Raw genomic sequence first — 26,871 nt, 5'->3', positions numbered from 1 at the left:
CGTCCGGCACCAGTGAAAGCCCCGCCACTCCTGGCTTCCTGGCACTTCCGTACCCCACAAATTCCCTGTCGCAGCCCTTCAGCGGCACCGCGCCGTGCCGACTATGTGTATGCCTGCCTGACATACCCCCAACGCGCCTTCCTGGCGCTCACACAACTGCAACATTCGTCAGGTAGAGAGCCACCATCCCTTCCTTTCTCCACGAGGCGCAACATCATGTCTCTGCGACGCTCCCTGCGCGGCCAGATCCTCACCCTGCTCGGCGGCAGCCTGCTTCTACTCCTGCTGATCGCCCTGGCCTGTTTCCACTTCCTCTCCGGCGGCATCCAGTCCTATCGCGGGCTGGTGGACGGCACGCTGGAAGCTTCAAGTCTGGTGGATGAGGCCAACCTCGAATTCAAGGTGCAGGTCCAGGAGTGGAAGAACGTGCTCTTGCGCGGCAAGGACCAGGAGAACCTGAACAAGTACTGGAGCCAGTTCGAAGGCCAGGAAGCCAAGGTCCAGGCCGTACTCGGCAAGCTGCTCGACAAGGCCCGCGACCTCGACGACAGCGCCCTGCGGGCAAAGGTGGAGAACCTGCGCAACGAACACCGCAACCTCGGCATCGCCTACCGCAAGGGCCGTGACGTGTTCGTCGCCTCCGGCGCTGATCCGGCGGCCGGCGACAACGCGGTCAAGGGCATCGACCGCGCCGCCAGCGAGCAGATGAGCGCACTGGTGGCTGAACTGCATGCCCGTGGCACCCAGCAATCCGAAGCCATCAGCGCCGGCGCCGACAACACCGTGAACCTCGGCCTGGCGGTCATGCTGTTGTCGAGCATCGGCATCGGCCTGTTCAGCCTCTGGTTGCTCAACCGCAACCTGATCGCGCCCATCAGCTCGTTGATCGAGCACATCGCCCAACTCAGCCAGGGCAACTTCGGCCAGCGCGTCGATACCCGCCGCGCGGATGAACTGGGCCGGCTGGCCGTAGCCGCCAACACCCTGCGCGACTTCCTCGCCGATACCTTCAACCGCCTCAAGCAGAGCACCGCGCAACTGGACAGCGCCAGCGGCGAACTCAGCGCCATCGCCAGCCTGATGGCCGAAGGTACCCGTGAGCAGTTCTCACGCACCGACCAGGTGGCCACAGCCATGCACGAGATGTCCGCCACGGCCCAGGAGGTGGCTCGCCACGCCGCCGAGGCCGCCGGTGCGGCCGATCAGGCCGACCATTCGGCGCAGCAGGGTGGCGCGGTGATGCAGGCGACCATCCACAGCATCACCGGCATGCGCAGCGAGATCGCCAACACTGCCGAAGTGATCCGTCGCCTGGAAAGCGACAGCGGCCGCATCGGCAAGGTGCTGGAAGTGATTCGTGGCATCGCCGAACAGACCAACCTGCTGGCGCTGAACGCCGCTATCGAGGCGGCCCGTGCGGGTGACCAGGGCCGTGGCTTCGCGGTCGTCGCCGACGAGGTACGTACCCTGGCACAGCGCACTGCCGAATCCACCGCCGAGATCCATCAGATCATCGACACGGTTCAGACCGGCGCCCTCAACGCTGTCCGCGCCATTGAGAACGGCCAGAACCGCAGCGAGGAAAGCGTTGCCCAGGTCACCGAGGCCGGCGCCATGCTGCAACGCATCACCGATTCGGTCGAAGCAATCCGCGACATGAACCGGCAGATCGCTACCGCCGCGGAAGAACAGACCTCGGTGGCCGAGGACATCTCGCGCAACCTCACCGAGATAACCGCCATCGCCACCACCAACGAGGAAAATGTGCGGCGCACCCAGGGCGCCAGCCAGCACCTGCATGGACTTTCCGGCGACCTCAACCAGCTTACGGGACGCCTCCAAGCCTGAACCGAATGCAGCACAGGGAAGTGCTGCCGGGCCTTGTCCCACGATCAGAAAGGTCCGAATCCTTCCACAGGAAATTCATCGATCTGATTCGATCTCCAGCGATTCTCACGGCGCATAAGCAGCAAACTGCGTGAACGCAACGTTCTGCAATTTCTTGTCTTTGACTTGGTCTAACTCTGGTACTAAGGTGCTTGCCTCGCCTATTCCCAGGCCACTTTTTCCCTGCCAAGGAACCGGAATATGTTGCTCCGCCGCATGCTCATCATGCTGGGCGTGGTTGCCCTCGTGGTGACCGCCCTTGCCGCCTATAAAGGCTTCTCGATCTACCAGCAGATCCAGCAGTTTTCTGCGCCCCAGCCTCCCATCAGCGTCTCTGCCGAGCAGGCCGTCGAGCAGCCCTGGCAAAGCCGCCTGCCCGCCATCGGCTCGCTGAAAGCCTTCCAGGGCGTCGACCTCACCGTGGAAGCCAGCGGTACCGTCCAGGACGTGCTCTTCCTTTCCGGCGAGAAGATCAAGCTGGGCCAACCGCTGATCCAGATGGACAGCGACGTCGAACGCGCCAGCCTGGCCACCGCGGAAGCCGAACTGTCCCTGGCCCGCGTCGAGTTCGAACGCGGCCGCAGCCTGGTCAGCCGGCAGAACATCTCCAAGAGCGAGTTCGACCGCCTGTCTTCGGAACTCCAGGCCGCCACTGGCAAGGTTGCCCAGCTCAAAGCCCTGATGGACAAGAAGCGCATCGTCGCGCCCTTCGCCGGCACCATCGGCATCCGCCAGGTCGACGTCGGCGATTTCCTCTCCTCGGGCACCATCATCGCCACCCTGCAGGACCTGAACACCCTGTTCGTCGACTTCTTCCTGCCGGAGCAATCCGCTCCGCTGCTGAAAGTCGGACAGAAGGTGCGCATCAGCGTCGCCGCGTTCCCTGGCGAATCCTTCGAAGGCGACATCGCCGCGCTCAACCCCAAGGTCGAGGAAGCCACCCGCAACCTGCAGGTGCGCGCGATGCTGCAGAACCCCGACGGCAAGTTGCTGCCGGGCATGTTCGCCAACCTCGAAGTGCTGCTGCCGGGCGACCAGGAGCGCGTGGTGGTTTCGGAAAGCGCGATCACCTACACCCTCTACGGCAACTCCGTGTATGTGATCGACGAGAAGAAGAATGCCGAGGGCCAGACCGAGAAAGACCAGGACGGTCAGCCTCAGTTGGTGGTGGAGCGCCGCTTCGTTGAAACCGGCGAACATCGCGATGGCAAGGTCGTGATCCTCAAGGGCCTCCAGGCTGGCGAGCAGGTGGTGACGTCCGGCCAGCTCAAGCTGGATAACGGCTCCCACGTCGCCATCGCGCCCGACCAGACCCTGTCCAGCCCCCCGGACAAACAAGCCCGCGCCCAATAAGCGGCATACGCGCGAAGGAACGGAACATGGCTTTCACAGATCCTTTCATCCGTCGCCCGGTACTGGCGACCGTGGTCAGCCTGCTGATCGTGCTGCTGGGCTTCCAGGCCTTCAGCAAGCTGGTGATCCGCCAGTACCCGCAGATGGAAAACGCCCTCATCACGGTAACCACCGCCTACCCTGGCGCCAACGCCGAGACCATCCAGGGCTACATTACCCAACCGTTGCAACAGAGCCTGGCCAGTGCCGAGGGCATCGACTACATGACGTCGTCGAGCCAGCAGAACATGTCGGTCATCCAGATCTATGCACGCATCGGCGCCAACTCGGACCGCCTCTTCACCGAACTCCTGGCCAAGGCCAACGAGGTGAAGAACCAGCTGCCACAGGACGCCGAAGACCCGGTGCTGTCCAAGGAAGCGGCAGACGCTTCGGCGCTGATGTACATCAGTTTCTACAGCGATGAGCTGTCCAACCCGCAGATTACCGACTACCTCTCGCGGGTGATCCAGCCCAAGCTGGCGACCCTGCCGGGCATGGCCGAGGCGGAAATCCTCGGCAACCAGGTCTTCGCCATGCGCCTGTGGCTGGACCCGGTGCGGATGGCGGCCTACGGCATCACCGCCAACGACATCAACGACGCGGTGCGCAAGTACAACTTCCTCTCCGCCGCTGGCGAGGTGAAGGGCCAGTACGTAGTCACCAGCATCAATGCCACCACCGACCTCAAGTCCCCCGACGCCTTCGGCGCCATCCCGGTGAAGACCGTGGGTGACAGCCGCGTGCTGGTGCGCGACGTGGCACGGGTGGAAATGGGCGCGGAGAACTACGACTCCATCAGCTCCTTCGACGGCATTCCGTCGGTCTACATCGGCATCAAGGGCACCCCCAGCGCCAACCCACTGGACGTGATCAAGCACGTGCGCGCGATCATGCCGGAGTTGGAGTCCCAGCTTCCGCCGAACCTCAAGGCATCCATTGCCTACGACGCCACCCGATTCATCCAGGCCTCCATTGACGAGGTGGTGAAGACCCTGGGTGAAGCAGTGCTGATCGTGATCGTGGTCGTGTTCCTGTTCCTCGGCGCCTTCCGCTCGGTGCTGATCCCGGTGATAACCATCCCGCTGTCGATGATCGGCGTGCTCTTCTTCATGCAGTTGATGGGTTACTCCATCAATCTGCTGACCCTGCTGGCCATGGTTCTCGCCATCGGCCTGGTGGTGGACGACGCCATCGTGGTGGTGGAAAACATCCACCGGCATATCGAAGAAGGCAAGACGCCATTCGATGCGGCCATCGAGGGCGCCCGTGAAATTGCCGTGCCGGTGATCTCCATGACCATTACCCTGGCAGCGGTCTATGCCCCCATCGGTTTCCTGGAAGGCCTGACCGGCGCGCTGTTCCGCGAGTTCGCCCTGACACTTGCGGGCGCAGTGATCATCTCTGGCATCGTCGCCCTGACCCTGTCGCCCATGATGTGTTCCAAGCTGCTGCGCCACGACGAGAACCCGTCAGGCCTGGCGCACAAACTGGACATGATCTTCGACCGCCTTAAACAGCGCTATCAGAAGGCCCTGCACGGCACCCTGAATACGCGCCCGGTAGTCGTGGTATTCGCTGTCATCGTGCTCTGCCTGATCCCGGTATTGCTGAAGTTCACCAAGAGCGAACTGGCCCCGGACGAAGACCAGGGCATCGTCTTCATCATGGCCAAGGCCCCGCAACCAACCAACCTGGACTACCTGAACGCCTACACCCAGGCTTTCGTGAAGATCTTCAAGGAGTTCCCCGAGTACTACTCCTCGTTCCAGATCAACGGCTTCGACGGCGTGCAGTCGGGTATCGGCGGCTTCCTGCTCAAGCCCTGGGACGAGCGCGAGCGCACTCAGATGGAACTGCTCCACGAGGTCCAAGGCAAGCTGAACGAGATTCCCGGCCTGCAGATCTTCGGCTTCAACCTGCCGTCGCTGCCGGGTACGGGTGAAGGCCTGCCGTTCCAGTTCGTGGTCAACACCCCCAACGACTACGAGTCGCTGCTACAGGTGACCGAGCGGATCAAGGCGCGTGCCATGGAGTCCGGCAAGTTCGCTTTCCTCAACGTCGACCTGGCATTCGACAAGCCCGAAGTGGTGGTTGACATCGATCGGGCGAAGGCTGCGCAGATGGGCGTGTCCATGGAGGATCTGGGGTCGACCCTGGCGATCCTGCTGGGCGAGGGTGAAATCAACCGCTTCACCATCGACGGCCGCAGCTACAAGGTCATCGCCCAGGTGGAGCGCGCCTACCGCGACAATCCGGGCTGGTTGAGCAACTACTACGTGAAGAGCGAGAGCGGTGCCATGGTGCCCCTGTCGACCCTGATCAGCGTGCATGACAGCGCCCGGCCGACCCGCCTGAAGCAGTTCCAGCAGCTCAACTCGGCGATCATCGAAGGTTTCCCGACGGTGAGCATGGGTGAGGCTATCGACACGGTGGCACAGATCGCCCGCGAAGAAGCGCCGCGCGGTTATGGCTTCGATTACGCAGGTGCGTCGCGCCAGTACGTACAGGAAGGCAGCGCGCTCTACGTCACCTTCGCGCTGGCCCTGGCGATCATCTTCCTGGTGCTGGCAGCCCAGTTCGAGAGCTTCCGCGACCCGCTGGTGATACTGGTCACGGTACCGCTGTCCATCTGTGGCGCACTTATCCCGCTGTTCCTGGGCGTGTCCAGCATGAACATCTACACCCAGGTGGGCCTGGTGACGCTGATCGGCCTGATCAGCAAGCACGGCATCCTGATCGTAGAGTTCGCCAACCAGCTACGCCGCGATAAGGGCCTCTCTGTCCGCGAAGCGGTCGAAGAAGCCGCAGCCATTCGCCTGCGACCGGTACTGATGACCACGGCGGCAATGGTGTTCGGCATGGTGCCCCTGATCTTCGCCACCGGCGCCGGTGCGGTCAGCCGCTTCGACATCGGCCTGGTGATCGCCACCGGCATGTCCATCGGCACGCTGTTCACCCTCTTCGTCCTGCCCTGCATCTATACGCTGCTGGCGAAGAAGGACCTGGTGCCCGAGGGCCAGCCGGCGGTGAGCCACTGAGCCCGGACGCGATAAAGAAAAGCCCCGCGATTGCGGGGCTTTTCTTTGCCGGCCTCATCATAGGGTGCGCCATGCGCGCCGGCTCTGTGCCTGTGTGGGGTTTGAAGTAAACCGGTAACGCCATTGGTGCGCGCGGCGCACCCTACCCAAGGTGCGCAAAACAAGCGCTCTCGCGGGGTTTTCGGATCTCATTCCTGGGCGCGCAATCCCTGGGACAATCCGAACATGAACAGCAGCAGGTTCTGGTCCGGCTGCACTTGCGCCTTCAACCGCGCATTGGGCGGTAACGGGCAGTAGCCGAGGCCGTTGACGCTGACCACGGAGGGCGAAGGCTCATGCCAGGCAGCCACCGCCAGGGAGGCTACTCCCAAAGCGCCGACGAGAAACAAAGCTCGCGTGACTTCTAATTTCATGATCGCAAACCCTTGATAGCGCTGCCAAACGCTGCTTCATAACCGTAGATCAGCACCTGCCAATCCGCTTCGCTCAGCGACGAGTGGCGCTTAAACTGCCACAAGTCGCGCAGAGCTGCCCGCTTGCTCGACAGTCGGCGCCGGGCTTTTTCCAGATCCAACAGGGCAACTTCGGGCAGGCCACCCTCTCCCGCCGGACGGACGAAAACATGTTTGGCATAGAGGCAACCGTGCTGCCACCCACCCCGATGCAAGCGGGCCAGGGTAGCCGCCAATTGTTGCAATACGAGGTGTTTGGCGCCTTCGCCCACCTGGGCGGCGTACCAGCGTTCGAACTCGATGAAGCCTTCCAGCGCTTCGGTCACCAGCAGCCCTTGCCACCCTTGTAGCGGGCAGCGGTGAACACCCCCGAATACGACCCTAGGGACGCGCACGCCCAGCCGCTCGACGGCCAACAGTGCCTCGCGCTCGCGCAGCACCGTCGGACGACCAAAGGGATGGCGCAGACTGCGGTAGAGGTGCTCGACCTGACGCTTCACATACCACTGCCGACCGTCCCCCAGGACAACTCGCTGTACGCCGCTTTCACCACCGCGACGTCGATTGGGCTCCTCAACCCATTCACCACGCAGCGACCAGACACGCAGGAACGGCTCATCCGACCGGGAGCCCGCCGCCCCGACCAGCTCACTGGCCATGGCTGGCGACCTTGCGCAGCACGTAGACCCGCCACATCGCGTAGAAGGGCAGGAAGTCCAGCCGCTCCTGAATGTCGAAACCCGCCTCGCGAAACTCCGCTTCGGCAGTGGCCACCGGCAGGACGAAACGATTCTGGTATCCCTGCTCGCTGTGGCGGGCCTGGCGTCGGTTTTCCAGGCGCTGGCGACGCCAGGCCTTGTAGTTGCCATCGACCCATAGGGAAAGGATCAGGCTGTCACGGGTGACCCGCCGGCACTCCCGAAGCAACGTCATGCGATGTGCAGGGTCACCGATGTGGTGCATCAGGCGCATGCAGAAAATGCTGTCCACCGAGCTCTCGGGCAACTGGATGGAAAAGGCCGAGGTCTGCAGCAGGCGCACGCGCCTGACCACTTCGACCGGTTGGACCTCGCTGGCCACGCGCAGCATCTGCTCGGAGTTGTCGGCACCGATAATCACCCGATTCGGCTTTTCCGCCAGCAACGGCCAGAAGCGTCCGGCGCCGCAAGGAAGGTCCAGCACCAGGCCGGGATCGTCGGCCAGGGCCAGCGCCTTGCGCGCCAGCTGCAGGTCTCGCCAGTTGGACAGGCGACGCCACAGGCCGGCCTGATGCTTACGGTGATATGCCTCGGCGTGCTTGCGGTCGTACTTGTCGGAGAATTCGAGGTTGATCGGGCGGGTCATGGACCACCTCCAGCTTGAAGATGGCCCATAAATTACCCAGCCCCTGGTCAAGAAGTGGTCAAGCGCAGGTGAAAAAAACGTCAATCGACGAGAGCGCTTCGCCCGCCGAGATCCACCTCAAAGCGGCAACCAGTAGGCTCGACGGCACTCAGGCTGACCGTCCAGCCCTGGTTGTCACAGATTCGCTGCACCAGGGAGAGCCCCAGCCCAAGACCATCGCCGCGCTTCGCCGGACCACGCACGAAAGGACGAAACATCGCTTCTCGCTCCTCTTCGGGAATGCCAACGCCACTGTCCTCCACCACGAAGCCGCAATCTTTCAGCACCAGGCGGATGCTGCCGGTATCGGTGTAGTGCAGCGCGTTACGGAGCAGGTTGCCCAGCACCGAGCGCAGCAATGAGGCGTTGTAGGCGCGCTCGTGTGGCACTCCGGGCTGGTACTCGAAACGCAGGCCCTTCTGCTCGATGGCTTCGCGCCACTGGTTGGCGAGATCACCGGCGACACTGGTCAGGCTCGCCTGGGGCGCCACGCTGGCTTCATCGCGCTGTGACCGCGCCAGCATCAGGAAAGTCTGGACCAGGTCGCGCATTTCCTCGGTAGCCCGGGCAATACGCTGCACATGGGCACGGCCACGAGCATCGACATGGGGATTCTCCGCCAACAGCTCACAGGAGGTTGCCAGCACCATCAGCGGGGTCCGTAACTCGTGACTGACGTCGCTGGTGAACAGGCGCTCGCGATTGAGCACCTCATGCAGCCGTCCCAGGGTGTCGTCGAAGGCCTGGGCCAGCTGTCCCACTTCGTCAGCGGCATAGTCCGGCGCCAGCGGGGGGGCCATGCCCAGCAGCTGGTCGCGATGGCGGACCTGCCCGGCCAGGCGCACCACCGGTTCGATGACCTTGCGCGCCAGCACCCAGCCCAGCATCAGCGCCAGAATCACGCTGAGCACGAAGCCGACCATCACCACCCGGTAAAGCACCTGCTCGCGGGCCTCGAACTCGCTCTGGTCCTGCAGCATCACATAGCGGCGGCCCTCGATTTCGCGGACCAGCGCATGGTAGGAACTATCGCCCTCGAAGACCTCGTGAAACCCTGGTTCCAGATCGGTCAGGGTCTCGGGAATCGCATAGGGCCCGGCATTGTCGCTACTGTAGAAGCGGGTATCGCTATCCAGCGCAGGCGGCTTGCCCTGGAAGATGTTTTGGGTGAGGACACGGTGGAGCTCGTTGTTCAAGTCACGGGAAATCAGTTGCTCTTCGATCAGGTGTACGACTTCGATGATGCCGATAGAGAAGGTGCCTCCCACCAAGGCGGTCATCAGCACGAAGGCGATGAGAATCCGCCGTGCGAGGCTCTGCTTAAACTCCATCAGCCGACTCCGCCAGGCGGTAGCCCAGGCCATGCATGGTGTGCAGCAGGGGTTTGCCGAAGGGTTTGTCGATCACCTGGCGCAGCTGGTGGATATGGCTGCGCAGGCTGTCGCTATCAGGGCAGTCATCTCCCCACAGGGCCTCTTCCAGGGCTTCCCGGCGCACCAGGTGCGGGCTCTTCTGCATCAACACTGCGAGCAGCTTGAGACCGATGGGATTGAGCCGGAGGGTCTTGCCCGCGCGACTGACTTCCAATGTATCCAGGTCATAGCTGAGGTCGCCCACCTGCAGGCTGCGCCTGCCGCCGCCCTGGGAACGACGCAGCACGGCCTCGATACGCGCAGCCAGTTCAGAGAGGGCGAAGGGCTTGAGCAGATAGTCGTCGGCGCCGGACTTGAAGCCTTGCAAGCGGTCGTCCAGGGCATCGCGGGCGGTGAGCATGATGACCGGAGTATCACGTCGAGCCTCTTCACGCAGCCGACGACAGAGGTTGTAACCATCCAGCCCCGGCAGCATGACATCGAGCACGATCAGGTCGTAATGCTCACTACTGGCCAGGTGCAGCCCGGATAGGCCATCCCGTGCACAGTCGACGGAGTAACCCTTGAGTTCGAGGAAGTCGACCATGTTGCCCAGAATGTCGTTGTTGTCTTCGACTAGCAGGATCCGCATTGGCTCAACTCCATTCATCCACTGATGGCCACTTGCCGGCCAGAGCACGCCCTCACCGGGAATCCGCAGGAAGTTTCCGTCAGCGCGCAACGACCGATCATACCCACGTGCGGCGCTTCCGCACATTTTCGCGGGCAAGAAAAAGCCCCGCGCGAGGCGGGGCTTCTTCGGACCGGATGGCCGGGTGGCTTACATCATGCCGCCCATGCCGCCCATGCCGCCCATGTCCGGCATGGCCGGGGCGCCCTTGTCGTCGGCCACTTCGGCAACCATGGCCTCGGTGGTGACCATCAGGCCGCCGATGGAGGCAGCAGCTTGCAGAGCGGAACGGGTGACCTTGGCCGGGTCCAGGATGCCCATTTCGATCATGTCGCCGTAAACGCCGGTAGCAGCGTTGAAGCCGTAGTTGCCGGAACCTTGCTTGACCTTGTCAACCACGACGCTCGGCTCGTCACCAGCGTTGGCCACGATCTGGCGCAGCGGGGCTTCTACAGCGCGACGCAGCAGGGCGATACCGACGTTCTGGTCTTCGTTGTCGCCCTTCAGGCCTTCGATGGCCTGCAGGGCGCGAACCAGGGCTACGCCACCGCCAGGAACCACGCCTTCTTCGACGGCAGCACGGGTAGCGTGCAGGGCGTCTTCAACGCGGGCCTTCTTCTCTTTCATCTCGACTTCAGTAGCCGCACCGACCTTGATTACGGCAACACCGCCGGCCAGCTTGGCCAGACGCTCTTGCAGTTTTTCCTTGTCGTAGTCGGAGGTGGTTTCCTCGACTTGCTTGCGGATCTGGGCAACGCGGGCTTCGATGTCAGCCTGGGCGCCAGCGCCGTCGATGATGGTGGTGTTTTCCTTGCTCAGGACAACGCGCTTGGCGTTACCCAGGTGCTCCAGGGAAGCGCTTTCCAGGGACAGACCGACTTCTTCGGAAATCACGGTGCCGCCGGTCAGGATGGCGATATCCTGCAGCATGGCCTTGCGGCGGTCGCCGAAGCCCGGAGCCTTGACGGCTGCGACTTTGACGATGCCACGCATGTTGTTCACAACCAGGGTGGCCAGGGCTTCGCCTTCAACGTCTTCAGCGACGATCAGCAGCGGGCGGCCGGCTTTGGCAACTGCTTCCAGGACCGGCAGCATTTCGCGGATGTTGGAAATCTTCTTGTCCACCAGCAGGATCAGCGGGCCGTCGAGCTCGGCGACCATGGTGTCCGGCTTGTTGATGAAGTAGGGGGACAGGTAGCCGCGGTCGAACTGCATGCCTTCTACGACGGACAGTTCGTTTTCCAGGCCCGAGCCTTCTTCAACGGTGATCACGCCTTCCTTGCCCACTTTCTCCATGGCTTCGGCAATGATGTTGCCGATGGAGTCGTCGGAGTTGGCGGAGATGGTGCCTACCTGGGCGATGGCCTTGGTGTCGGCGCAAGGCTTGGCCAGCTCTTTCAGCTGGGCAACGATGGCGATGGTGGCCTTGTCGATGCCGCGCTTCAGGTCCATCGGGTTCATGCCGGCAGCAACGGCCTTCAGGCCTTCGTTGACGATGGCCTGAGCCAGAACGGTAGCAGTGGTGGTGCCGTCACCGGCAGCGTCGTTGGCCTTGGAGGCAACGTCCTTCACCAGCTGGGCGCCCATGTTTTCGAACTTGTCTTTCAGCTCGATTTCCTTGGCAACGGAAACGCCATCCTTGGTGATGGTCGGAGCGCCGAAGGATTTGTCCAGAACCACGTTACGGCCTTTCGGGCCCAGGGTAGCTTTGACGGCGTCGGCCAGTACGTTTACGCCAACCAGCATTTTCTTGCGGGCGGAATCGCCGAATTTGACTTCTTTAGCAGCCATGTTGATTGATCCTCAATTCTTTAGTGTGTAGGCGGAGATTCGCGAGACTCAGGCTTCGACGACGGCGAGGATTTCGCTCTCGCCCATCACCAGCAGTTCTTCGCCATCGACCTTGATGGTGTTGCTGCCCGAGTACGGGCCAAATACCACCTGGTCACCGACCTTGACGGCCAGAGGACGCACTTCGCCGTTGTCCAGCAGGCGACCGGTACCTACAGCGACGACTTCGCCACGGTTCGGCTTTTCGGCAGCCGAGCCCGGCAGAACGATGCCGCCAGCGGTTTTGGTCTCTTCTTCGCTGCGACGGATGACGACGCGGTCATGCAGAGGACGAAGCTTCATTGTCGATCTCTCCCAATAGTGTTGTTACTTCGACCGGCGCGAGCACCGGTGGGTTGGTAATGTCCGGCGGAGCCGGTTGCAGCGCGACGGGGCGCCGCTGAATTCAGACCTGCAGATCAGCAGGAACCTTGCGGTGACCGATACATAGGGGCGCGCGAAGGCATTTCAAGGGCGAGGCGCAAAAAAAATGCACTTTATTGGTCGCGGCGCTCGTACTCACCTTCGATCACGCGCGGACGGGTTTGGCCGCTGCGGGCGGCAAGGTCGTCGGCGAAGGCGCGCTGGCGAATCGCCTGGGCCGCAGCGCGCTGGCGCAGGCTGCGAATGAACAGGCGACGAGTGAAGGGGATCAGGCAGAGCAGGCCGAAGATGTCGCTGATGAAGCCCGGCAGCAGCAGCAGGCCGCCACCGACGGCGATCAGCAGGCCTTCAAGCACTTCCTGCTCCGGCACCTCGCCCCGGGCCAGGCGCTCGCGGGCGCGCCAGGCAGTGGCGACACCGGCTACCCGCAGCAGCACGCTGCCGAGCACGGCGGTGCCAATCACCAGCAGCAGGGTGGGCAGGACGCCGATCGCGCTGCCGACCTGGATCAGGACGGCCAGCTCGATCAGCGGAAAGAGCAGGAACAGAAAGAGAAAAGCGCGCATCTGGGGTTTCCTTGGCGGAAGAACGGTTTCCGATAATCCGTTAGATGAAGCCGCCCTCCTCCCAATTCAAGCTACGGCCTCATCACTGGTCGGCCAGGATTCGGCGCGAGCCAGCTGTACCAGGGCCTGACGGACAGCGCCAGGGTTGTTACAGGATGTTGGGAAGGGCAGCCAATGAAGCGTCTGACCGATGCGTAGGTGGAATCCTTCAGAGTCGATCCCAACCATCTCCGCCGCAGGTTGGGACGGCAAACCGGCCAGTTCCACATAGTGAGCGATGGCATTGGCGTGATCGCTGTTCATATGTTCCAGCATGCTGATCTCGGCTTCGCCAGCAAACGCATTGGCCAGCACCAGTTGATCCACCCAATGGATGGCGCCAAATCCACCGATGAAGCGGGCGCGCACCGGTTCGAGGCGCCAGAAGTCGAAATCGTGGGTGCGGTGATAGTCCGCGGCCTGCGGGAAGTAGCGGTAGTAGCGGGTTGATGCGGCTTCCACTTCGGCTTCGTCACTGATTTGCCGTGCCTCGGCCAGCAGGGTCAGGCGCCCGGCGGCCTGGACATCCGCGGCGCCGCGCTCGCCCACCAGCAGCGAGCACTTGGCGTCTTTTTGCAGGTTGTGAGTGTGCTGAGCGATACGGCTGATGAGGATCAGTGGCCGGCCTTCGGCGTCCAGGCAGTAAGGCACCACTGATCCGAAAGGGAAGCCAGGCATGGTCTTGGAATGGGTGGACAGCACCCCCTGGTATTCCTTGAGCAGCATTTCTCGTGCATGCTTTGCGGCTTTCACGCTCACCTTATGACTCCTCGCAAAGAATCCGTCGAAAACGGACGAGCGCCCAGAATAGCGGTTTAACGGCGCAAGCGGGGACAAAGCGACAGTTATTCGAGGGGATTCTCATGCAACTCAAAGACAAGGTCATCATCATTACCGGTGGTTGCCAGGGCCTTGGCCGCGCCATGGGTGAGTATCTGGCCGCCAAGGGCGCGAAGCTCGCCCTGGTCGACCTGAACCAGGAAAAACTGGATGAAGCCGTGGCTGCCTGCAAGGCCGCCGGTGGTGATGCCCGTGCCTACCTCTGCAACGTGGCCAACGAAGAGCAAGTGACCCACATGGTCGCCCAGGTGGCCGAAGACTTTGGCGCCATCAACGGCCTGGTGAACAACGCCGGTATTCTTCGCGATGGCCTGACCATCAAGGTCAAGGACGGCGAAATGACCAAGATGAGCCTGGCTCAGTGGCAGGCTGTGATCGACGTCAACCTGACCGGTGTCTTCCTCTGCACCCGTGAAGTCGCGGCCAAGATGATCGAACTGGAGAACGAAGGCGCGATCATCAACATTTCCTCCATTTCCCGCGCCGGCAACATGGGCCAGGCCAACTACTCCGCCGCCAAAGCCGGTGTAGCTGCGGACACCGTGGTCTGGGCGAAGGAACTGGCTCGCTACGGCATCCGTGTGGCAGGCGTGGCTCCGGGCTTCATCGAGACCGACATGGTCGCCAGCATGAAGCCGGAAGCCCTGGAAAAGATGACCTCGGGGATCCCCCTGCGTCGCCTGGGCAAACCGCTGGAAATCGCCCACTCGGTCGCCTACATCCTGGAGAACGACTACTACACCGGTCGTGTTCTGGAGCTGGACGGCGGCCTGCGCCTGTAATACCTCGCACCATGAAAAAGCCCCGCATTTGCGGGGCTTTTTTTTATTGCAGGACATCAGGTGTAGGAGCGAGCTTTGCTCGCGAAGCCTTGTTTGCGTCCACTCGCGCAGAACTAGCGCGCACAGATTCGTGCCCTGCGGGAACGAGTTCACTCGCGACCCGCCGCTCCTTCCCCACACACCGGCAGCGCGCTGCACTGCCCTTTTCCGCTTGACGCTGTTCCCAGCGGCGCCGACAGACGCGCATCCCCCGGCGCCAATTGGCGAGCGCAGGCTCGGGCTTGTGCAGCCTGGGCAGCGCAGCCCTTCTCGTTGAGCACCTCAGACAGATTGAACCAGCCCAACGCGTAATCAGGCTTGCGCTTCAGGCTCTCGCGCAAGGCCTGCTCGGCGCCTTCACGATCACCGTCGGCATAACGCGCATTGGCCAGCGCGAATAGAGGCAACGGCTCCGTCGGCCAATGTTCGGCAGCTGTACGGAATGCACGCTCCGCGACTGGGCGCTGGGCGGTTTGCTCCAGGTCGCTGGCGGCCTTGATCCAGGGTTCCAGGCGAGCTTCTGCGGGGAGTTGATCCGCCGGCAAGGTCACTACGGCCCAGCGCTCGGCACGCTGCCAGGTGCGATCGAAGCTGCGCAGGTCGGTCACCCAGCGCTTCTCGGTGCCAGACCGCAGCACCAGTTCGTCTTTGCTTCGATCAAACCCGACCACCACGGCGAAGTGCCAGCGCGGCAACCAGTCCAGGCCGAGGTTCTGCATCACCAGCACCGGGTTGCCGGCTGCCACCTGGGCCAGCAGCGCATCCAGGTTGGGCTCCAGTGGATAAACCAGCATCCCGTATTGGCGCGCGGCGGCCACCAGTTCCAGCTTCAGGCTGCCTTGCCGGGAAGGCAGGTAGACCTTGGGTGTCAGCTCCTCGGGTGAGGTTTTCACCCCACGCTGCACCAGCACCGTGGCCAGCGCGGCCGGGCCGCACTGGTAGATCTCCTGTGGATAGAACGGCGTCTGGGCCAGCTCCGTGCGCTGTGGCAGGCGGTCGCTCTGGGGCGACAGCAAGGGTTGCTGCCCGGCGCAGCCCGCCAAGGCCAGCGTCAGGACAGCGAGCCAGAGCCGCATCAGTTGATGCACTTGATGAAGCTGAAGATGTCAGTGGCGCAGAGCATGTCGGTGATGATGAAGATCACCAGGAACAGCACGATGATGCCCACCCAGCCCCCAGCCGGTTCCTGCTCAAGGCGCTGATTGAACTGTTGCAGTTCGGCCGGCGTCAGGCTGGCGATACGGGCCTCCACCTGCTCACGCGGCACGCCGAGGGATTCGAGCTTCTGCTGCACCTTCTCGTCATCGAGCATGGCGCGCAGTTGTGCCTGGTCCACCGGCTGCTGCTGCGGCGCCTGCTGTTCCTGCATGGCTTGTGGAGTGCCAATCATGGCCGCCTGGGCCAAGGGCATCTGCGCAAGGAAAACGAACTGGCTGGCAATCAGCAAAGAAGCAAGGCGGCGGTTGCAGGGACGTGAAAGCATAATGGTTCTCCAGGTTTTGTTGCCAGTTGACCACGGTACGTGTTTGCCGGTTCCAGCTTTCCCACAGCAATAGCAGAAGATTCTTCACCACAGACTGATTATTGCTGAACTCCGGCCAGCAGATATAGAATGCGAAACATTCCCATTTGCCTCCGAGTCCAGCTCTTGAATCACGGAGCCGACGCCCTTCCGCCTCCGCCGGTCGAATCTTTGCAGAAGCTCTACAGCGACCACCACGGCTGGTTGACAGGCTGGCTGCGCCGTCGCCTGGGCTGCCCGCAGAACGCCGCAGATCTTGCGCAAGACACCTTCCTGCGCGTGCTGCTGGCGCGGGAAAAGCCGGTGATCCTCGAACCTCGCGCCTTCCTCACCACGGTGGCCAAGCGCGTGCTGGCCAACCATTACCGGCGCCAGGACATCGAACGTGCCTACCTCGAAGCATTGAGCGCGCAGCCGGAAGCGGCCGCGCCGAGCGAAGAGGAGCGCGCCATCATCCTGGAAACCCTGGTGGAGCTTGACCGCCTGCTGGACGGCTTGCCGGCGGTGGCGAAGAAGGTCTTTCTGCTGGCCCAGGTGGACGGCATGACTTACGTGGAAATCGCTGCCCAACTCAATATTTCTCTCTCTACCGTCAAGCGCCACATGGTCAAGGCGGCGCAGCGCTGCTATTTCGCGGAGAGCCTTTGAGATGAACCTGCTCAGCGTGGATCGCAACCGAATCGCCCCGGCCATCGCCGAGCAGGCGGTGGAATGGCTGGTGGAATTGCAGGGTGGCGAGGTCAGCGAACAACGTCGCCAGGCCTGGCAGGATTGGCGCAGCGCCAATGCCGAGCACGAGCGTGCCTGGCAACGCATCGAGGCGGTCAACGTGGGCCTGCGCGGCCTGGAATCCCCCGCGGCGCTGGCAGCCCTCGGCGCTCCGGCCCACCGTAGCCGCCGCGAGGCCCTGAAACTGCTGATGCTCTGCGCCATGGTCGGTGGCGGCGCCATCAGCCTGCGTAACAGCGAGCCGCTGCTGGTCCTGCGCAGCGACGAATCCACCAGCGTCGGCGAGCGTCGTGCGCTGCGCCTGGCCGACGGTTCGCGCCTGGAACTGAACACCGCAAGCGCTGTGGATATCCACTTTGATGCCGGGCAACGCCTGATCGAGATGCGCCAAGGGGAAATCCTCGTCGATGGTGTCGCCGATTCCCGCCCCCTGCGTATCCATACCCCGCAAGGCCTGATAGAGAGCCGTGGCGGTCGCTTCAATGTGCGCGTCCTCGATCGCAGTAGCCGGGTCAGCCTGTTCGCCGGAAGCGCCGACCTGCTCGCCGACGGCCAGCGCCAGTCGCTGCTGCCCGGTCAGCAGACGAATCTCAGCCCCACCCGCATCGATACACCCGACAGCGTCAGCGAGGACAGCCTGGCCTGGACCCGGGGCATGCTGGTGGCGAGTCATATGCGCCTGGACGATTTTCTCGCCGAACTCGGCCGCTACCGCCATGGCCACCTCAGCTGCGCCCCGCAAGTGGCCGGGCTGCTGATTTCCGGCAGCTATCCGCTGGATAACACCGAGCGCATCCTCGCCATGCTGCCCAAGGCGCTGCCAGTGGAGGTGCATAGCCTGACCCGCTACTGGGTCAAGGTGCATCCGCGCGCCACCGGTTGAAGGGGAGTATCCGTAGGTTGGCACAGTGCGAAGCGAGGCCCAGCCTACGGCACGACTCTGACGTTGGGCTTCGTACCTCAGCCCAACCTACGGCCTCCATCGATAGCCAGATTTTTTGCGAAAGCTGAGCCTTTTTTCCGACCTCGCGTGACAAGGCAGGCAGAGACCTTCCCAATTCACGAACGAGACGCCCCCATGCAGTGCCCGCCCCGCCTTCGCCACTTCGCCCGAAAACCGCTGGTCCGCGCCATGCAACCCCTGCTGCTCAGCCTATGCCTGACCGCTGCCCTGCCCGCCAAGGTCATTGCTGCCGCCCTGGAAATTGGCGCCGAAAGCCAGCGCCGAGCCTTCGACATTCCAGCCGGCCCGCTAGAGGCGGCACTCAACCAGTTCGGCCGTGAAGCCGGCGTGCTGCTGTCGTTCAGCCCCGAGCTGACCGCTGGCCGCCAGACCCAGGGTCTGCGCGGCCAGTACGGCGTCGAAGAAGGCCTGAACCAGTTGTTGGCCGGCAGCGGCCTGCACGCCGTGGCCCAGGACGGTGGCTACAGCCTGCAATCGTCCGGCGCGGCCATCGAAGTGGATCGCCAGGTGGTGGTCGGCTCCCGCGCGCCCACCAGCATCAGCGAACTGCCAGGCACCGTCTGGATCATCGACGCGCCGCAGCTACAGGAGCAGACCAAGGCCGGCGTGCCCTTCAAGGAAGCCCTCGGTCAGTTGATCCCTGGCCTCGACATAGGTCCACAGGGCCGCACCAATTACGGCCAGAACATGCGCGGCCGTAGCGCCCTGGTGATGATCGACGGCGTTTCCCTGAACAGCTCCCGTGGCATCAGCCGCCAATTCGACTCCATCGATCCGTTCAACATCGAACGCATCGAGGTCCTTTCCGGTGCCAGTGCTGTGTACGGTGGCGGCGCCACCGGCGGCATCATCAACATCGTCACCAAGAAAGGTGACGCTGGCGCAGCCCGATTCAACAGTGAAGTGGGCCTGCGCAGCGGCTTCGAAACCAGCCAGGAACACGATTGGCGTGTGGCCCAGTCCGTCAGCGGCGGCAGCGAACAGATCAAGGGCCGCGCCGCGGTGGCGTACCAGAAGAACGGCGCCGCCTATGACGGCAACGGCGACCAGGTGATGCTCGACATCACCCAGACCGACCTGCAGTACAACCAGTCGGTGGATGTCATGGGCAGCCTCGACTTTGCCTTTGCCAATGGGCATAGCCTGAGCCTGGGTGCCCAGTGGTACGACTCCGGCTACGACGGCGACAAGGGCGTAGACCTCGGTCGCAACTTCCGTGGCCTGCGTGGACTGGAGCCCTTCGAGATCGAAGGCGGCGCCAACTTCGACCGCGAGCCGCGCACCGAACGCACCCAGTTCAACGCCACCTACCATGCCCCCGAAGTGCTGGGCCACGACCTCTACCTGCAGGCCTACTACCGCAGCGAAGAGATGGCCTTCCAGCCCTATCCGAGCATCACCTTCACCGGCACTGGCGCGATCAACCCGTCCCGCTCCTACTACTCCGCCTCCCAACAGGACACCAACTACTACGGGCTTAAGGCCGTGCTGGTGAAAGAGTGGGACCGCTTCACCCTGACTTACGGCGCCGATGTCGAGCGCGAAAGCTTCGACTCCGACCAGGCTCTGTTCGACCTCAGCACAGCTGCCCAGACCGGCGGCCTGGTAGCTGACGAATACGCCAAGGTCGGCCGCTACCCGGGGATCGATACAGACAGCAATTCGCTATTCGCCCAGGGCAGCTGGCGCGCGACCGACGCCCTGACCCTGTCCGGTGGTGTGCGTCGCCAGCGCACCAACAACGACGTCGGCGACTTCGTTGCAGCGGCCCAGCAGATCCAGATCAGCAAGGGCAACGGCACCAGTGCCGACGCCATTCCCGGCGGCGAGAAGGACTACCAGGTCGACCTCTACAACTTCGGAGCCGTGTACAAGCTGAACAAGGCGCAGCAAGTCTGGACCAACTACTCCGAAGGCTTCGAACTGCCCGACCCGGCCAAGTACTACGGCCAGGGCACCTACTCCGCCGCGCCGGTCAACGGCCGCTGGGTGCTGCAGAAGGGCGTGAACGTGAAGGATTCTGCCCTCGACGGCATCAAGACCAAGCAGGTGGAACTCGGCTGGCGCCACTACGACGGTAGCTTGGACGCCCAGTTGGCGGCCTTCTATGCGTGGTCCGACAAGAGCATCACCTATAACCGCACCACCCTGCTGGTGGAGCAGCTGGACAACAAGAAGCGCAACTTTGGCCTGGAAGGCCAGGCCAACTACTGGCTGAACGATAACTGGCAGATCGGCACCAGCGCCCTCGCGATCCGTTCCCAGCAGAAGATCGACGACCGCTGGCAAAAGCAGGACGTGACCGCGGCCAGTCCCTCCAAACTGACCGCTTTCGTCGGCTGGCGTGACGACGACACCAGCCTGCGCCTGCAAGGTGTGCGCACCTTCAACCTCTCCGACGACGGTAATGTCCTCGCCAATGGCCAGTTCGACGGCAACGACCACAAGATCGACGGCTACGCGACCTTCGACCTGCTGGGCAGCCAGGTCCTGCCGGTGGGTACGCTCAACTTCGGCATCCAGAACCTGCTGGACGAGGACTACACCACCGTCTGGGGCCAGCGCGCGCAGGTGTTCTACAGCGCCAACATCCCGGCCGACCTGTTCGACTACCACGGCCGTGGTCGTACCTACAGCCTGAGCTACAGCGTGGAGTACTGACAGCCCTCACCCCCAGCCCCTCTCCCAGAGGGAGAGGGGTGACTCCCGGCTCACCTTCAGCGCAATCCTGTAGGGGCGAATTCATTTGCCAAGCGGGCCACAGGTCCGCCCCAATGGCCGTTCAGTACGACACTGTCTTGTCCTTAGGCGCGATGTTCCAGCGGAACCAGTCATCCAGCATGGTCTTCTCGTAGCGCAGGCGGTCGTTGCTGAAGTAGTAGTTGCCGTGTTGCAGGTAGGACTGGTCGATCACCGTGACATCGCGACTAACCAGGGTCTTGCCGTCCTGTTCCAGTCTGTAGTGCAGCTTGATCCTGGGCCAGGTCACTTCGCGCATGAAGCGCACGTCCTTGAAATTGACCCGCCAGGGCTCGAACTGGCCGGCGAGGTCGATGTCGCGGATATCCATCTTGAGGGTCTGGCCAGATTGCAGGTAGCGCTTGCCGAGCTTCTCGATATGCGCCTTGAGATCCTTCAGCACGAAGTCATCCGCACCCCGACCGTAATCCCGGTTCAGGCGCGCATCACTGTACTTGTCGGGCTGGCTGAAGCTGACCTCGGTGGTCGAGGCGAGCACGGCTGGCGAAAGGATCACCAGGGCCAGCACGACGGGGGGCAGCGTGGGTCGCATGGAACACCTCCTGACGGCGAAGCGAGGCACCGCAAGGACCAGTTTACGTCCGCAATTGCGAACGGGATGCGGCTCCAGTCGGACGGTTCAGAACAGGCGCAGCAGGCCAGCGCCCAACGGCAGCAGGGCCACTAGCGGCAGGACCCAGCGGGCCTGCCAGGCCAGCAGCGCAACCAGCAACAGGCCGGACAGCATCAGTTGGCAGAGCCAGATCACGATGCCGATTTCGCCACCCAGTTCGGCGATGGCCAGGGCCAGGCCAACCAGCATGGCGAGCGCCGCGCCGACCCGCAGCAGTCGGGTACGGAATTCACTCAGGGCGACACTGAAGAGCAGCTTGTGTTGTCGGGACATGGCCAGGGCCAATCCGGTCATGGCCAGGTAGCAGAAGGCGAAACTCAGGAGCAGCATCAGGCGCTTTCCTCTACCAGGCGGCGGCGGACGCGCGGGGCCTTCGCCGTCTGCGGTTGCGAACGGCGCCAGGCCAGGAAGCCGCAAAGGGTACCAGCCGCAATCAGCACCAGGTCGATGCCCGCCATGTCCCAATCACCGCGCGCCAGAGTCGCCAACAGGCTGCCCTGAGGAGTGACCAGCGCGTTAAGCAGCGGCAAGCCGAGGGCCAGCGCTGCCACGGCGACCAGCGCGTCGCGGGCGACCTTGCCGCTATCGCGGCGCAGTACGGCCCAGACTGCCACCAGCAGCCAGACACCGACGAAGACCCAGGTTTCCACACTGGCGCGCTCGGCCAGACCGGCCGGCAAAAGGCGATTGCCATAGAGCAAGCCCAGGCTGGCGATCGGCAGGCCGCCGACCACTGTGCCATTCAGCGCCCGCACGAGACCGATGCCGTAGCCGCCACGCGCCTCGCGCTTGCGCAGCCAGACCTGCAGGCCAGCCACCAGCATCGCGCAGCCCATCAGGCCGAGCAGCAGATAGAGGGCACGGACAATCTGCCCACCGAACTGCGCCATGTGCAGGTTGGTCAGCCAGGCATAGCTCTGGTAGCCGGGGCTGTAGGGCTTCTGTTCGTGGAGCAGCTCACCGCTTGCCGCGTCGTAGGACAGGGTCCACTGGAAGTCGACAATGCCGGAACGGTCGTAGCGGCGGATATCCACTACTGCAGCTTCGTCTCCCGGATGATGCACGCTGATCCAGCCGGTCTCGGTGCCACCCCAGCGACGATGTGCATCGGCCAGCAACGCATCGAGGGACTTGGGCGCAAGCGCCGGGCGCTTCACATCCTCGCGGTGGTACGCGCCCATGGTGTCGTTGAAGAACTCTTCGGCATTGCCCTTGTACGCCAGCTGGATGCCGGCGGGCATGTAGAAGGTCACGAAGATGGCCAGGCCCGTGTAGGCAATGAGCAGGTGGAACGGCAGCCCCACCACGCCGAACAGGTTGTGCGCGTCCAGCCAGGCCCGTTGGCCGTTGGCGTCCGGACGCAACGTGAAGAAATCCTTGAAGATGCGCCGGTGGATGATGATGCCGCTGATCAATGCCACCAGCATGAACATGGCGGCGATGGCCACGATGTACATACCGATCATGCCGGCGTTGAGGTCGTAGTGCAGCGTGAAGAAGAACAGCCCACCGACGGTTTCCGGCATCGCCTCGCCGGTGGCCGGGTCGAGGGCGAAACGCACGAACTCGCTTTCGTCGGCCGGCTCGTAACCGGCCCAGTAGAAGGGCTCGCGCTCGCTCGGCGGGCGAATCCAGATGGCATGGGCATCCGGCGCCTTGGCGAGCATCGCTTCACGCACCTGGTCCACGGTCATGCTGTGGCTGGATGGCTCATGCAGGGCCGGGCGCATCCAGCGCTCCAGTTCCTTGTCGAAGCAAGCGATGCTGCCGGCGAAGAAGATGACGAACAGCAGCCAGGACGGTAGCAGTCCGCCCCAGGTGTGCAGTCCCGCCATGGATTGGCGCAGGCTCATGGACGTACTCCGAAATCGCTGGGCAGGTAGGCGGCCAGCGCCATCAGGACGGTCGCTCCGACCAGCATGAACCAGGCGCGCACGGCCGAACGCGCGGCAAAGGCGTAGATGATGGCGAAGGTGTAGACGGCGAAGCAGGACAGACTGGCGAACACCACCCGGTCGCTGCGCACCAGCGGTAGATAAACGGACAGGAACGCCGTGGCCGCATAGGCCGCCGCGTAGCCACCGAGAATCGCCGCCAGCATCCTTGCGGTCACGTCCCAGCGCGTGGAGGTCTTGGCTTTGCTCACGTTAGTTCCTTGATCAAGGACGCTCCCGGCGGGATTGTTCCAGCAGGGCAAGAGGCATCTTCAGAAATATACTGCGAATTATTTACATACGCATCATATTTGCAACAGAGAAATACTATCAGCCATCAGGGAGCGACCCGGATCAGGCTATACGCGACAGCTGGTCGGTCCGTCGGTCATTGCGGTTCGAACTTTGCAGTTCTCCTGGCGTCCATCGACACATCGCTCCATCAACCAGGTGACAGGCCATGTACAACCCCTTCCAGATCCTCACCGACGCATTCCAGGCCGAATACCGGGTCAACCTCAGCCTCGTGAGCCCGGACGGCAGCATCATGCTGACCCTCACCAATGAACGCGGCGTGGTGGCGCGGCGTTTGATCAGTGCGGCACAGCGTAATGACGTGGTACGCCTCAATCGCGTGATCGAAAGCATTCGCCTGGGGATAGCCATCGAGAGCGGGCACAAGGTGGGCGAACTGCTCACCAGCATGACAGGAGGTCATGTGGCGCCGGTCCGCGCGGGGCTGGTCAATGCCGCACAGATAGCGCGCATCTGATGCACGCTATCCGTGCACGAGGTCAGGCTTCCTCTTCCGCCTCGACCTGACGACGCAGGTGTCGCCGACGCGGCGGGGCGTCGGACTGCTCGGAGGGAAAGCGCGAAGAAGCGAAGCGCACCACCAGGATTGCAAGAGCCAGCAACAGGATCGCGCCGGAGACGAATACCGCACCCAGGTCGGGACGATGATGGTGCGAAACGTCGGAGATCAGCAGGCGCGTCAGAGCGGTGATTGCCACATAGATCAGGAAACGCACCGGCATGTGGTTGGTCTTGAAGTAGATGCCGACCATGGCGCCCAGTTCGAGGTAGATGAACAGCAGCAAGATGTCATCGACCGTGATGTGCCCCTTCTCCACCATGCCCAGGAAGGCCACGACAGCGGCCCAGGCGGTGATACCGCCGATGGCGAACAGCGCCAGGTAGTGGAAACTCTCCACCAGGAGATTTCCCAGCGACTCGGCCAGGCCATGCACATTTGCACGCAGTTGTTCAGCCCAGTTGATTTTCACGATACAGCTCCTTGCGACAACGGCCCCGATGGTGCCGGCGAAAAATGACAGTGGGGTTATGCAGGATGGGGGCCGCCCTGGCCCCCACGCCACGAGGCAGGTTGTCGCAGCCAGCCCTCCGCAGGGACGAGGCACGGACTATGCTTGGGTTCCAGCGGAATTCGGGCCGATTCGCAGCGACCGTTGAGAGAGGCCGGCAAATGGAAATTTCCTACGGGGTATTTCCATTTGCCATCATTCCGAATACTGTACGCACATCCAGTATTTTTCCAACCAATGAAGGTGAGGGGTGATGAATGGCCGTCGAAGTGGTGTACCGCAGCAGCCGCGATCCGGAGCGCCTGTTCATGGATAAGGCCGAAGCCGACCGTTACGACAAGATGCTCGAACTGGCCGAATCCCTGGCCGAAGTCCTGCACAAGGCGGTTCCGTCACTGAGCGAGCAGCAGGTGGAAGACATCGGCATCTTCATGGCCAAGCATCGCGACACCTTCGCCCGCGCCTTCAAGAACCAGCCCGACGCCCTGGGCGAACTGGAGCTGGCTGGCGAGTAATCCGCCCTCTCCAACGGCCCCGCCCATTGCCCCTGCAATGGGTGTCGCCCAATCCCATCTTGCGCGGTTTCTTCAATCCGGCGGAGGACCTTCCCCTCACGCTGGAGGTCCCTTTCAAGGAGACCTCCCATGCGCTCACTCTTTGCCTGGCTCTACGCCCCACTGTTCCTTTTCGGCTTCCTCGCCCTTGGGCTCTGGACCACTGCCCATCATCCGACCTACTGGCTCGCGGCCCTGCTGGTGCCGGCCATTGCCCTGTCCTTCCTCGCCGAAGCCGGGCTGCCCTATGAGCCACAGTGGAACCGACCACGGGGCGACCGCTTACGGGACGGCCTGCACGCGCTGTTCAACGAAAGCCAGAGCCTGCTCGGCGTGTCGGTCATCCCGCTGGCCGCTACCTGGCTGCAGGGACTCGATACCTGGCCCAATCACTGGCCACTGATTTTCCAGTTGCTGCTGGCCGTCCTGGTCGCCGACCTCGGCGTTACCCTGATGCATTACCTCAGCCACCGACTCGAGCCGCTCTGGCGCCTGCATGCCGTGCACCACAGCGTCCAGCGGCTGTATGGCTTCAATGGCCTGATGAAGCATCCGCTGCACCAGGCCGTCGAGGCACTGGCAGGTACCGCACCGCTACTCTTACTAGGCATGCCGCAGGGCATCGCCGCGCTGCTGGCCTTCGCCATCGCCCTGCAGCTCCTGCTGCAGCACAGCAACGTCGACATGCGCATCGGCCCACTACGCCATCTGTTCGCCTGGGCGCCGGTACACCGCTTCCACCACATGAAGTACGGCCGCGCCGGAGACGTGAACTTCGCGCTGTTCTTCAGCTTCTGGGACCGCCTGCTTGGCACCGCTTTCCACAGCGACTACCCCTTGGGCGTGCATGATCTTGGCATCGGCAGCCGTCCGGACTATCCGCGCAACTACCTGGCCCAGTTGATCGAACCCTTCCGCCCTCAGCCGCATGGAGCCAGCCCCGAGGCACCGGAAGGGCTGCGCCAGGTCTAGTCGATCAGCCGCAACGACAGCCGCGCCACGTTGCGGTCGGCGCGGATTCCGAAGGTGGCACGCATGGTGCGAGAGAAGTGCGCGGCGTCGGCGAAACCGGCGTCCATGGCAGCGCGGGTCAGCGTCGCGCCTTCGAGGGCCAAACGCAGCGCCAGACGCAGGCGGCGCCAGAGTACGAGACGCCGCACCGAGAGCCCCACCTGGTCGCTGAACAGTCTTTCCAACTGGCTAAGTGACAGGCAGGCCCTTTGCGCCAGGGCCACCGCACTGACCTTCTCCTCCAGCAAGGTATCCACCGTTGCCAGCGCATTGGCGATTCGCGGGTCCAACTGTTGCCGGGGCGCAGCCTGCAGCAGGTCGGCCAGCGCTTCAAGGTTCGTCGGGGCATCCGCGAGCAACTGGCGTAACGTCTCCGGACTGAAGGCCAGGGGTTCGGCATACACGGCGACCACCTCCTGGCTGGGATCCTCGATGGCATGGGAACGCATCGATTCCACCAGCAGGAAGCGCCCGCAAAATAGCTCACCCTCCAGGGTCAGGCGAAACGGCAAGGCCTTGGCCAATAGCGCCTGGTGGGCGTAGTGGGCGTGGGGGCGCGCACTACCAGCAACGCCCTCGAGCAGGCAAAAGTCGCGGGCCATCCATAGCGCGCCCTGCCAGGGTAACTCGATCATCAGGGGCCTCCTGCCGGCTCAAGGCAGACAGCAATAGCTGCCGGTCGCCGGATCGGCAAGATGAGTGTCGAGGTATCTTTGGGGGCGAACTCATTCGCGAAATGGAATGGCACTGAGCGGCGCCTGACACAGCCCTCACCCCAACC

General features: G+C 63.1%; 27 protein-coding genes and 1 pseudogene. 11 read left to right on the top strand and 17 right to left on the bottom strand.

What is annotated here, in order from left to right; all coding sequences use genetic code 11:
- Positions 1-216: 216 nt before the first annotated feature.
- From D6Z43_RS28855 to D6Z43_RS25215, 4 genes and pseudogenes are all read left to right on the top strand, one after another.
- Positions 217-915 (top strand): annotated as a pseudogene (locus D6Z43_RS28855) (methyl-accepting chemotaxis protein); the annotation flags it as partial.
- A gap of 165 nt (positions 916-1,080) precedes the next feature.
- Complete coding sequence (locus D6Z43_RS28850) at positions 1,081-1,848, top strand: methyl-accepting chemotaxis protein (protein WP_371924433.1); 768 nt, start codon at positions 1,081-1,083, stop codon at positions 1,846-1,848.
- A gap of 240 nt (positions 1,849-2,088) precedes the next feature.
- A complete protein-coding gene (locus D6Z43_RS25220; protein WP_120654719.1) occupies positions 2,089-3,240 on the top strand; it encodes an efflux RND transporter periplasmic adaptor subunit in 1,152 nt (383 codons plus the stop codon).
- A 26-nt stretch (positions 3,241-3,266) separates the two neighbouring features.
- On the top strand, positions 3,267-6,320 hold the full coding sequence (locus D6Z43_RS25215; protein WP_120654718.1) for a multidrug efflux RND transporter permease subunit: 3,054 nt from the start codon (positions 3,267-3,269) through the stop codon (positions 6,318-6,320).
- 188 nt (positions 6,321-6,508) lie between these two features.
- Here D6Z43_RS25215 and D6Z43_RS25210 read toward each other — a convergent pair whose 3' ends face one another.
- From D6Z43_RS25210 to D6Z43_RS25170, 9 genes are all read right to left on the bottom strand, one after another.
- Positions 6,509-6,733 (bottom strand): hypothetical protein, encoded by a 225-nt coding sequence (locus D6Z43_RS25210; protein ID WP_120654717.1) that lies wholly within the window; start codon positions 6,731-6,733, stop codon positions 6,509-6,511.
- On the bottom strand, positions 6,730-7,431 hold the full coding sequence (locus tag D6Z43_RS25205) for a lipopolysaccharide kinase InaA family protein (RefSeq protein ID WP_120654716.1): 702 nt from the start codon (positions 7,429-7,431) through the stop codon (positions 6,730-6,732). The genes D6Z43_RS25210 and D6Z43_RS25205 overlap by 4 nt, the downstream gene beginning before the upstream one ends.
- Complete coding sequence (locus D6Z43_RS25200; protein WP_120654715.1) at positions 7,421-8,116, bottom strand: class I SAM-dependent methyltransferase; 696 nt, start codon at positions 8,114-8,116, stop codon at positions 7,421-7,423. The genes D6Z43_RS25205 and D6Z43_RS25200 overlap by 11 nt, the downstream gene beginning before the upstream one ends.
- An 80-nt stretch (positions 8,117-8,196) precedes the next feature.
- Positions 8,197-9,486 (bottom strand): HAMP domain-containing sensor histidine kinase, encoded by a 1,290-nt coding sequence (locus D6Z43_RS25195; RefSeq protein WP_120654714.1) that lies wholly within the window; start codon positions 9,484-9,486, stop codon positions 8,197-8,199.
- A complete protein-coding gene (locus tag D6Z43_RS25190) occupies positions 9,476-10,159 on the bottom strand; it encodes a response regulator transcription factor (RefSeq protein ID WP_120654713.1) in 684 nt (227 codons plus the stop codon). The genes D6Z43_RS25195 and D6Z43_RS25190 overlap by 11 nt, the downstream gene beginning before the upstream one ends.
- 189 nt (positions 10,160-10,348) lie before the next feature.
- Complete coding sequence (gene groL, locus D6Z43_RS25185; protein WP_120654712.1) at positions 10,349-11,989, bottom strand: chaperonin GroEL; 1,641 nt, start codon at positions 11,987-11,989, stop codon at positions 10,349-10,351.
- Between the two features lie 48 nt (positions 11,990-12,037).
- Complete coding sequence (locus D6Z43_RS25180) at positions 12,038-12,331, bottom strand: co-chaperone GroES (protein ID WP_028628402.1); 294 nt, start codon at positions 12,329-12,331, stop codon at positions 12,038-12,040.
- A gap of 194 nt (positions 12,332-12,525) precedes the next feature.
- Positions 12,526-12,978 (bottom strand): FxsA family protein, encoded by a 453-nt coding sequence (locus D6Z43_RS25175; protein ID WP_120654711.1) that lies wholly within the window; start codon positions 12,976-12,978, stop codon positions 12,526-12,528.
- A gap of 66 nt (positions 12,979-13,044) precedes the next feature.
- Positions 13,045-13,776 (bottom strand): HugZ family protein, encoded by a 732-nt coding sequence (locus D6Z43_RS25170; RefSeq protein WP_120654710.1) that lies wholly within the window; start codon positions 13,774-13,776, stop codon positions 13,045-13,047.
- A 104-nt stretch (positions 13,777-13,880) separates the two neighbouring features.
- Between D6Z43_RS25170 and D6Z43_RS25165 the strand changes: the two genes are divergently transcribed.
- Positions 13,881-14,639 (top strand): SDR family oxidoreductase, encoded by a 759-nt coding sequence (locus D6Z43_RS25165; RefSeq protein WP_120654709.1) that lies wholly within the window; start codon positions 13,881-13,883, stop codon positions 14,637-14,639.
- A 149-nt stretch (positions 14,640-14,788) separates the two neighbouring features.
- Here the strand turns inward: D6Z43_RS25165 and D6Z43_RS25160 are convergent, their stop codons facing one another.
- Together D6Z43_RS25160 and D6Z43_RS25155 are read right to left on the bottom strand one after the other, a co-directional pair.
- Complete coding sequence (locus D6Z43_RS25160; RefSeq protein WP_120654708.1) at positions 14,789-15,754, bottom strand: PA2778 family cysteine peptidase; 966 nt, start codon at positions 15,752-15,754, stop codon at positions 14,789-14,791.
- Positions 15,754-16,161, bottom strand: coding sequence for a PA2779 family protein (locus D6Z43_RS25155; RefSeq protein ID WP_120654707.1), 408 nt, complete (start codon positions 16,159-16,161; stop codon positions 15,754-15,756). Before D6Z43_RS25155 ends, D6Z43_RS25160 begins: the two co-directional genes overlap by 1 nt.
- A 165-nt stretch (positions 16,162-16,326) precedes the next feature.
- On the opposite strand from D6Z43_RS25155, the gene D6Z43_RS25150 reads away from it, so the two are divergent.
- The 3 genes from D6Z43_RS25150 to D6Z43_RS25140 all read left to right on the top strand — a co-directional run bounded on the left by D6Z43_RS25150 (position 16,327) and on the right by D6Z43_RS25140 (position 20,554).
- A complete protein-coding gene (locus D6Z43_RS25150) occupies positions 16,327-16,848 on the top strand; it encodes a sigma-70 family RNA polymerase sigma factor (RefSeq protein WP_256660920.1) in 522 nt (173 codons plus the stop codon).
- 1 nt (position 16,849) lies between these two features.
- On the top strand, positions 16,850-17,812 hold the full coding sequence (locus D6Z43_RS25145; RefSeq protein ID WP_120654705.1) for a FecR domain-containing protein: 963 nt from the start codon (positions 16,850-16,852) through the stop codon (positions 17,810-17,812).
- A 195-nt stretch (positions 17,813-18,007) separates the two neighbouring features.
- The gene (locus tag D6Z43_RS25140; RefSeq protein WP_120654704.1) at positions 18,008-20,554 is read left to right on the top strand and encodes a TonB-dependent receptor; all 2,547 of its coding nucleotides are present in this window, start codon (positions 18,008-18,010) and stop codon (positions 20,552-20,554) included.
- 121 nt (positions 20,555-20,675) lie between these two features.
- Here D6Z43_RS25140 and D6Z43_RS25135 read toward each other — a convergent pair whose 3' ends face one another.
- The 4 genes from D6Z43_RS25135 to D6Z43_RS25120 form a co-directional block, all read right to left on the bottom strand.
- Positions 20,676-21,185: a DUF3016 domain-containing protein gene (locus D6Z43_RS25135; RefSeq protein WP_120654703.1), complete on the bottom strand. Its 510-nt coding sequence runs from the start codon at positions 21,183-21,185 to the stop codon at positions 20,676-20,678.
- A gap of 87 nt (positions 21,186-21,272) precedes the next feature.
- Entirely contained in the window at positions 21,273-21,596 is a 324-nt protein-coding gene (locus tag D6Z43_RS25130) for a DUF3325 domain-containing protein (protein ID WP_120654702.1), read from the bottom strand.
- On the bottom strand, positions 21,596-23,119 hold the full coding sequence (locus D6Z43_RS25125; protein WP_120654701.1) for a PepSY domain-containing protein: 1,524 nt from the start codon (positions 23,117-23,119) through the stop codon (positions 21,596-21,598). The genes D6Z43_RS25130 and D6Z43_RS25125 overlap by 1 nt, the downstream gene beginning before the upstream one ends.
- Positions 23,116-23,367 (bottom strand): DUF3649 domain-containing protein, encoded by a 252-nt coding sequence (locus D6Z43_RS25120; RefSeq protein WP_120655360.1) that lies wholly within the window; start codon positions 23,365-23,367, stop codon positions 23,116-23,118. Before D6Z43_RS25120 ends, D6Z43_RS25125 begins: the two co-directional genes overlap by 4 nt.
- Positions 23,368-23,660: 293 nt before the next feature.
- Here D6Z43_RS25120 and D6Z43_RS25115 point away from each other — a divergent pair, with 293 nt between their 5' ends.
- Entirely contained in the window at positions 23,661-23,972 is a 312-nt protein-coding gene (locus D6Z43_RS25115) for a DUF3509 domain-containing protein (protein WP_120654700.1), read from the top strand.
- A 22-nt stretch (positions 23,973-23,994) separates the two neighbouring features.
- Here the strand turns inward: D6Z43_RS25115 and D6Z43_RS25110 are convergent, their stop codons facing one another.
- Positions 23,995-24,486, bottom strand: a complete 492-nt coding sequence (locus tag D6Z43_RS25110; protein ID WP_120654699.1) for a phosphate-starvation-inducible protein PsiE — start codon at positions 24,484-24,486, stop codon at positions 23,995-23,997.
- A 296-nt stretch (positions 24,487-24,782) separates the two neighbouring features.
- On the opposite strand from D6Z43_RS25110, the gene D6Z43_RS25105 reads away from it, so the two are divergent.
- Both D6Z43_RS25105 and D6Z43_RS25100 read left to right on the top strand, forming a co-directional pair.
- Positions 24,783-25,040 carry a YebG family protein gene (locus D6Z43_RS25105; RefSeq protein ID WP_120654698.1) on the top strand — a complete coding sequence of 86 codons (258 nt, stop codon included), beginning with the start codon at positions 24,783-24,785 and terminating at the stop codon, positions 25,038-25,040.
- A gap of 129 nt (positions 25,041-25,169) precedes the next feature.
- Complete coding sequence (locus tag D6Z43_RS25100; protein WP_120654697.1) at positions 25,170-26,051, top strand: sterol desaturase family protein; 882 nt, start codon at positions 25,170-25,172, stop codon at positions 26,049-26,051.
- On the opposite strand, the gene D6Z43_RS25095 is transcribed toward D6Z43_RS25100, so the two are convergent.
- On the bottom strand, positions 26,048-26,725 hold the full coding sequence (locus tag D6Z43_RS25095) for a helix-turn-helix domain-containing protein (RefSeq protein WP_120654696.1): 678 nt from the start codon (positions 26,723-26,725) through the stop codon (positions 26,048-26,050). The genes D6Z43_RS25100 and D6Z43_RS25095 overlap by 4 nt on opposite strands.
- Between the last annotated feature and the right edge of the window lie 146 nt (positions 26,726-26,871).

This window comes from Pseudomonas sp. DY-1, from assembly GCF_003626975.1.
GTDB lineage: Bacteria > Pseudomonadota > Gammaproteobacteria > Pseudomonadales > Pseudomonadaceae > Metapseudomonas.
The sequence above is the reverse complement of the archived record's forward strand: the minus strand, read 5'-3'. Positions and strand labels throughout refer to the sequence as shown.

Excerpts from the sequence above, each read along its gene's own strand:
- D6Z43_RS25120 (WP_120655360.1), bottom strand. The coding sequence starts at position 23,367 with ATGCTGGCGGCGATTCTCGGTGGCTACGCGGCGGCCTATGCGGCCACG.
- D6Z43_RS25145 (WP_120654705.1), top strand. The coding sequence starts at position 16,850 with ATGAACCTGCTCAGCGTGGATCGCAACCGAATCGCCCCGGCCATCGCC.
- D6Z43_RS25105 (WP_120654698.1), top strand. The coding sequence starts at position 24,783 with ATGGCCGTCGAAGTGGTGTACCGCAGCAGCCGCGATCCGGAGCGCCTG.
- D6Z43_RS28850 (WP_371924433.1), top strand. The coding sequence starts at position 1,081 with ATGGCCGAAGGTACCCGTGAGCAGTTCTCACGCACCGACCAGGTGGCC.
- D6Z43_RS25140 (WP_120654704.1), top strand. The coding sequence starts at position 18,008 with ATGCAGTGCCCGCCCCGCCTTCGCCACTTCGCCCGAAAACCGCTGGTC.
- D6Z43_RS25190 (WP_120654713.1), bottom strand. The coding sequence starts at position 10,159 with ATGCGGATCCTGCTAGTCGAAGACAACAACGACATTCTGGGCAACATG.
- groL (WP_120654712.1), bottom strand. The coding sequence starts at position 11,989 with ATGGCTGCTAAAGAAGTCAAATTCGGCGATTCCGCCCGCAAGAAAATG.
- D6Z43_RS25210 (WP_120654717.1), bottom strand. The coding sequence starts at position 6,733 with ATGAAATTAGAAGTCACGCGAGCTTTGTTTCTCGTCGGCGCTTTGGGA.
- D6Z43_RS25195 (WP_120654714.1), bottom strand. The coding sequence starts at position 9,486 with ATGGAGTTTAAGCAGAGCCTCGCACGGCGGATTCTCATCGCCTTCGTG.
- D6Z43_RS25180 (WP_028628402.1), bottom strand. The coding sequence starts at position 12,331 with ATGAAGCTTCGTCCTCTGCATGACCGCGTCGTCATCCGTCGCAGCGAA.
- D6Z43_RS25115 (WP_120654700.1), top strand. The coding sequence starts at position 23,661 with ATGTACAACCCCTTCCAGATCCTCACCGACGCATTCCAGGCCGAATAC.
- D6Z43_RS25205 (WP_120654716.1), bottom strand. The coding sequence starts at position 7,431 with ATGGCCAGTGAGCTGGTCGGGGCGGCGGGCTCCCGGTCGGATGAGCCG.
- D6Z43_RS25100 (WP_120654697.1), top strand. The coding sequence starts at position 25,170 with ATGCGCTCACTCTTTGCCTGGCTCTACGCCCCACTGTTCCTTTTCGGC.
- D6Z43_RS25175 (WP_120654711.1), bottom strand. The coding sequence starts at position 12,978 with ATGCGCGCTTTTCTCTTTCTGTTCCTGCTCTTTCCGCTGATCGAGCTG.
- D6Z43_RS25130 (WP_120654702.1), bottom strand. The coding sequence starts at position 21,596 with ATGCTGCTCCTGAGTTTCGCCTTCTGCTACCTGGCCATGACCGGATTG.
- D6Z43_RS25165 (WP_120654709.1), top strand. The coding sequence starts at position 13,881 with ATGCAACTCAAAGACAAGGTCATCATCATTACCGGTGGTTGCCAGGGC.
- D6Z43_RS25200 (WP_120654715.1), bottom strand. The coding sequence starts at position 8,116 with ATGACCCGCCCGATCAACCTCGAATTCTCCGACAAGTACGACCGCAAG.
- D6Z43_RS25155 (WP_120654707.1), bottom strand. The coding sequence starts at position 16,161 with ATGCTTTCACGTCCCTGCAACCGCCGCCTTGCTTCTTTGCTGATTGCC.
- D6Z43_RS25215 (WP_120654718.1), top strand. The coding sequence starts at position 3,267 with ATGGCTTTCACAGATCCTTTCATCCGTCGCCCGGTACTGGCGACCGTG.
- D6Z43_RS25095 (WP_120654696.1), bottom strand. The coding sequence starts at position 26,725 with ATGATCGAGTTACCCTGGCAGGGCGCGCTATGGATGGCCCGCGACTTT.
- D6Z43_RS25125 (WP_120654701.1), bottom strand. The coding sequence starts at position 23,119 with ATGAGCCTGCGCCAATCCATGGCGGGACTGCACACCTGGGGCGGACTG.
- D6Z43_RS25160 (WP_120654708.1), bottom strand. The coding sequence starts at position 15,754 with ATGCGGCTCTGGCTCGCTGTCCTGACGCTGGCCTTGGCGGGCTGCGCC.
- D6Z43_RS25220 (WP_120654719.1), top strand. The coding sequence starts at position 2,089 with ATGTTGCTCCGCCGCATGCTCATCATGCTGGGCGTGGTTGCCCTCGTG.
- D6Z43_RS25135 (WP_120654703.1), bottom strand. The coding sequence starts at position 21,185 with ATGCGACCCACGCTGCCCCCCGTCGTGCTGGCCCTGGTGATCCTTTCG.